This window comes from Marinobacter salicampi (genome assembly GCF_011074795.1).
GTDB classification, from domain to species: Bacteria; Pseudomonadota; Gammaproteobacteria; order Pseudomonadales; family Oleiphilaceae; genus Marinobacter; species Marinobacter salicampi.
In genome coordinates, this window is sequence record NZ_JAAMPF010000024.1 from 1 (window position 1) to 3,936 (window position 3,936).

Annotated in this window: 5 protein-coding genes; 3 read left to right on the plus strand and 2 right to left on the minus strand. The window is 56.6% G+C overall.

Annotated elements, in window-relative coordinates:
• Nucleotides 1–143: 143 nt before the first annotated feature.
• Together G7W63_RS14215 and G7W63_RS14220 are read right to left on the minus strand one after the other, a co-directional pair.
• On the minus strand, nucleotides 144–902 hold the full coding sequence (locus G7W63_RS14215) for a TetR/AcrR family transcriptional regulator (RefSeq protein WP_166259452.1): 759 nt from the start codon (nucleotides 900–902) through the stop codon (nucleotides 144–146).
• Nucleotides 903–1,046: 144 nt separating this feature from the next.
• Entirely contained in the window at nucleotides 1,047–1,649 is a 603-nt protein-coding gene (locus tag G7W63_RS14220) for a DUF924 family protein (RefSeq protein WP_166259455.1), read from the minus strand.
• A 126-nt stretch (nucleotides 1,650–1,775) separates the two neighbouring features.
• Here G7W63_RS14220 and G7W63_RS14225 point away from each other — a divergent pair, with 126 nt between their 5' ends.
• The 3 genes from G7W63_RS14225 (at nucleotide 1,776) to G7W63_RS14235 (ending at nucleotide 3,787) form a co-directional block, all read left to right on the plus strand.
• Nucleotides 1,776–2,168 (plus strand): sirohydrochlorin chelatase, encoded by a 393-nt coding sequence (locus tag G7W63_RS14225; RefSeq protein WP_166259458.1) that lies wholly within the window; start codon nucleotides 1,776–1,778, stop codon nucleotides 2,166–2,168.
• Nucleotides 2,165–3,070, plus strand: coding sequence for a TIGR01777 family oxidoreductase (locus tag G7W63_RS14230; RefSeq protein WP_166259461.1), 906 nt, complete (start codon nucleotides 2,165–2,167; stop codon nucleotides 3,068–3,070). The genes G7W63_RS14225 and G7W63_RS14230 overlap by 4 nt, the downstream gene beginning before the upstream one ends.
• A gap of 144 nt (nucleotides 3,071–3,214) precedes the next feature.
• Complete coding sequence (locus G7W63_RS14235; RefSeq protein ID WP_166259464.1) at nucleotides 3,215–3,787, plus strand: hypothetical protein; 573 nt, start codon at nucleotides 3,215–3,217, stop codon at nucleotides 3,785–3,787.
• Nucleotides 3,788–3,936 lie beyond the last annotated feature (149 nt).

The window sequence follows — 3,936 nt, forward strand, 5'->3', positions numbered from 1 at the left end:
CGAGATTCGAACTCGCGACCCCAACCTTGGCAAGGTTGTGCTCTACCACTGAGCTATTCCCGCATTTTCACTGCTGTTGCGGGCTTTGCCTCGACAACGGAAGCGCATTATACGGAGCACTCCGGCACCATGCAACACTGATTTTATTTGTCCGTATATGTCCCCGCCTGGGACGGCATAAGGAGCGTTCCCAGCACCAGACCAATAAGGCGCTCGAGGGTAGTCTGTAGTTTGGCGCGCTCAAGCTCCTTCTCAAACAGCAGACCATCATAGCCAAGTCCAAATACAACGGAGACCAGCATGGTTGCATCCCTTCCCGGATTCGGACTGTGCAGTCGGCCAAGCACTTGCTCCAGCCCAAGGGCCCACGCGCTGCGATAGGTTTGTGCCACCTCGGCGAGCCTGGCGTCGCGCAGAGCCTCCAGCAGCAGAACCTGTTCAGCCAGCACTTCCCGCCTCCGGGTGACGAAAAGCTCACTGATGTAGTCGGCAGACACTGTTGTCAGCGACTTTGCCAGCATTTCCCGCCCTGGCCCCGCAGCGTCCAGCACCTCTTCAGGATAGCTATCGAGAAGACGGTTTAACCTGGCGTAGAAATTGTCCAGATCCCCCTGGGCTTTCTCTGCGAAAAGCGCAAAGGCATCACCGATCAACTCATCTAGGTCACGGAAATAATAGGTTGTAGAGGCCAGAGGGACACCGGCCTCCTTCGCCACCGGCCTATGTTTGACACCACGGATGCCATCACGCGCAAGTATTCGAAGTGCGGCCTCAAGAATCTGGCGGCGCCGATACTCGCTTTTCGCTCGTGCAGCCTTACGGCCCCGATATTGCACTGTCCCATGAAGGTTGTTTGCCAGTGTCAGATCGTCCCCTGGGTAAACTTCTTGTGCGTCGGCCATGACCTCGTCCTTGTCCTTGTCCCATGAATTTTGTTGTAGTTATTTTCAGGTGGAACAGTATGAACCAATGACCTCGTTAAAAAATTGACGAACGTTGCAAATGCAGCGTCTGGACATGCCCGAGCTGACGAACCGGCTGACCCCCTATTGACCGTAGGTGTTGGCGCTTTCAAGAAACGCTTCTTCGTCCGGTCGTAGGGGACGCTCCAGCGCACGGTTACGGTGGGGGAAGCGCCCAAACCGGGCAATGATCTCCCGGTGCTCCCGGGCAGACCTGAGGAAGCCCTCGAGGAAGTTCTTCAGAGGTCCCTCAAAGCTTGCCACCAGTTGTTCATAACGCTCGACAGAGAGCTCCTGGTCGGCGAGCTTCTCAGAATGCTGCAGAGGCATATAGAAGAATCCGCGCATTACAGCAGGCAGTGCTAGATCCTGACTTTTGTCCATTCCCCTCTTCGACACGGCCAGGGCGAGACGATCATTGTGGTAGGCCAGCGCCCCGCCGCGGTGTATCTGTCGGGTAAACTGGTCCAGCAACAGGATCTCTGCAAGGCTGCCTCCAGACTCCTGGCGCCAGTGATCCAGGCCGCCCTCCGAAGCAACCAACACCATGGACATGAATCGCCGGCGGATTTCGCGGTCAAAGGCTTTACTGGCGCGAAACCAGCGACTCCTATGGAATGAATCTGGCAGGCCTTCGTCGTCAAGTTCGCCAAACCAGAAATCCAAAATCTCCTGCCATCCGAACATATAGAGTCATTCCTCTTTTTTGATTGCGACTTATGTACTGACGGGTTGCGCACCCGACATCAGGAAAGATTGTTACACTGTACGATAGCGAAAATTACCCGGATTCGAGCCTCAGGAGCGTTATTCATGGCTGCACCCTCTAAAATCATTCTCCTTGCCCATGGCAGTAGTGATCGCCGCTGGTGTGAAACGTTTGAAACTTTGGCAAAACCGACCCTGGAGGCAGTCGCTGGATCGGTCGTCGCCTACATGGAGCTCAGCGAGCCGGGTATGGAAACTGTGGTTGCCGAAGCTGCGGCCGAGGGATACGAGCACGTTACCGTGCTCCCGCTGTTCCTGGCAGCGGGGCGTCATCTGCGGAAGGATGTACCGGCCATGATTGCCGACATGGAAGCCAGATACCGCATCGCTATCTCCCTGGCTCCCCCGGTCGGGGAGAACCCCCAGCTTGGGCTGGCCATCCGGGATGTGGTGGAGGTTACCCTGGCAAACTCAACCCCAGCGGGAGCGAATTCGTGACAGATCAATCACTGCTTTTGACCGGCGGCACCGGTTTCATTGGCACAGTGCTATGCCGCAAGCTTCTCCAGAAGGGCTACGATGTTACCGTACTCAGCCGGCAGAGCCCTGCTGACGTTAAGGCCGCCTGCGGGCGAGTGACACCGGTGGCGACGCTGGATGAGTTAAAGAATGCCGACGGATTTACCGGTGTAATCAATCTGGCGGGCGAAGGAATTGCGGAAAAAAGGTGGTCAGAGAAACGCAAGCAGGAACTCAGAGACAGCCGTATCGGCCTCACCGAACAACTGGTCGCCATCGTTCAGACCTTCCAGGTAGCGCCGGAGGTTGCTATCTCTGGCTCCGCCGTCGGCTTTTACGGGGACCAGGGCGAAAAACCTGTGGATGAAAAGACTGAGCCTGAAGACGAGTTCACTCATCGGCTCTGCAGAGACTGGGAAGCCGCAGCAAAACCCCTTGAATCCGGAAGCACACGGGTGTGCTATTCGCGTACAGGGCTGGTGATTGGTCGCGACGGGGGCTTTCTGAAACGGATGGCGCCACCATTCAAGCTCGGCCTTGGCGGCCGGTTGGGCGATGGGCAGCAGTACATGCCATGGGTGCACCGGGAGGATATCACCGACGCTTTGATATGGCTCTTGGAGAACGTGAAGGCCCAGGGGCCTTACAATCTTGTCAGCCCGAATCCCGTACGCAACCGTACCTTCACCAAGGCCCTTGGCAAGCAGCTGTCACGCCCAACCCCGTTTCCGGTGCCGCCTTTTGTACTCAAAATAGCCTTGGGTGAAATGTCGCGGCTGTTATTGACCGGACAGCAAGCCTATCCCGAACGGTTGCTGGCAGACGGATTCCAGTTCAGATACGCCCGGCTCGAAGATGCGCTTGCGGAGGCCTTGGGCTGAATAAGTTTGCTATCCGAGAGCCATCGCACAGTGGGTGCCCAGGGTTGATGATAAGGTGGGGTTAATTGATCCAACTGCAGAGATTTCGGTCGCGGCACCTATCTAATGAGACTTTTCAAGCGGTTACTCTCACGCCCAGGACGCATGAATAGCAGGCAGCGCACCGCGCCCTATTGCTGGCTACTATGGGCCATGATGGGGTGCGGATTAGCACCCAGTGCCTTGGCTAATGACCTGCAAAGCTTCGAGTCGTGCAGCCTCATTACCAGTGAATACATCACCGTGCTCCAGCTGGTTCAGCGCGGGTTTGACAAGGCAGCGCTGGCCGAGGCGTTGCCGGGGTTGTCGGATGAAGGCCGGCACCGGATGAAGGAGCTCTATCGGGCCACCGAAGAGGATGGCCTCGAGGCGACCTACTCTGCGGTGAATTCCGAGTACGCGCGGTGCGCGCGCAATGTCTACAAGCGTACTGGCGAGCCACCCCGGATATCCCGTGAAGGCCACTTCTACTTCTGCGCCGGCGAGAATAAGGTGCGTTACGAGATTCTTATGGCCAGGATGGTCGGGGGTAAGGCGGAGGAAATTGTCCCGCAGCTTTCTGAAATGCATAAACCGACGGCGCAAGCTCTACTGGAACTTCATGACGAAGAGGGTGACCTTGTCGTTTTTGATGCCCTGGGGGACGAACTGAAATTCTGCATAAACAACAACCTGTAGTGCAGCTTTTTTTCAGAAAAGGGTTTGACACATCCGGGGAGCTTACTTAATATACGCGCCACCTCGACGAGGCAAGTGTTCTGAACGTCCCCTTCGTCTAGTGGCCTAGGACACCGCCCTTTCACGGCGGTAACACCGGTTCGAACCCG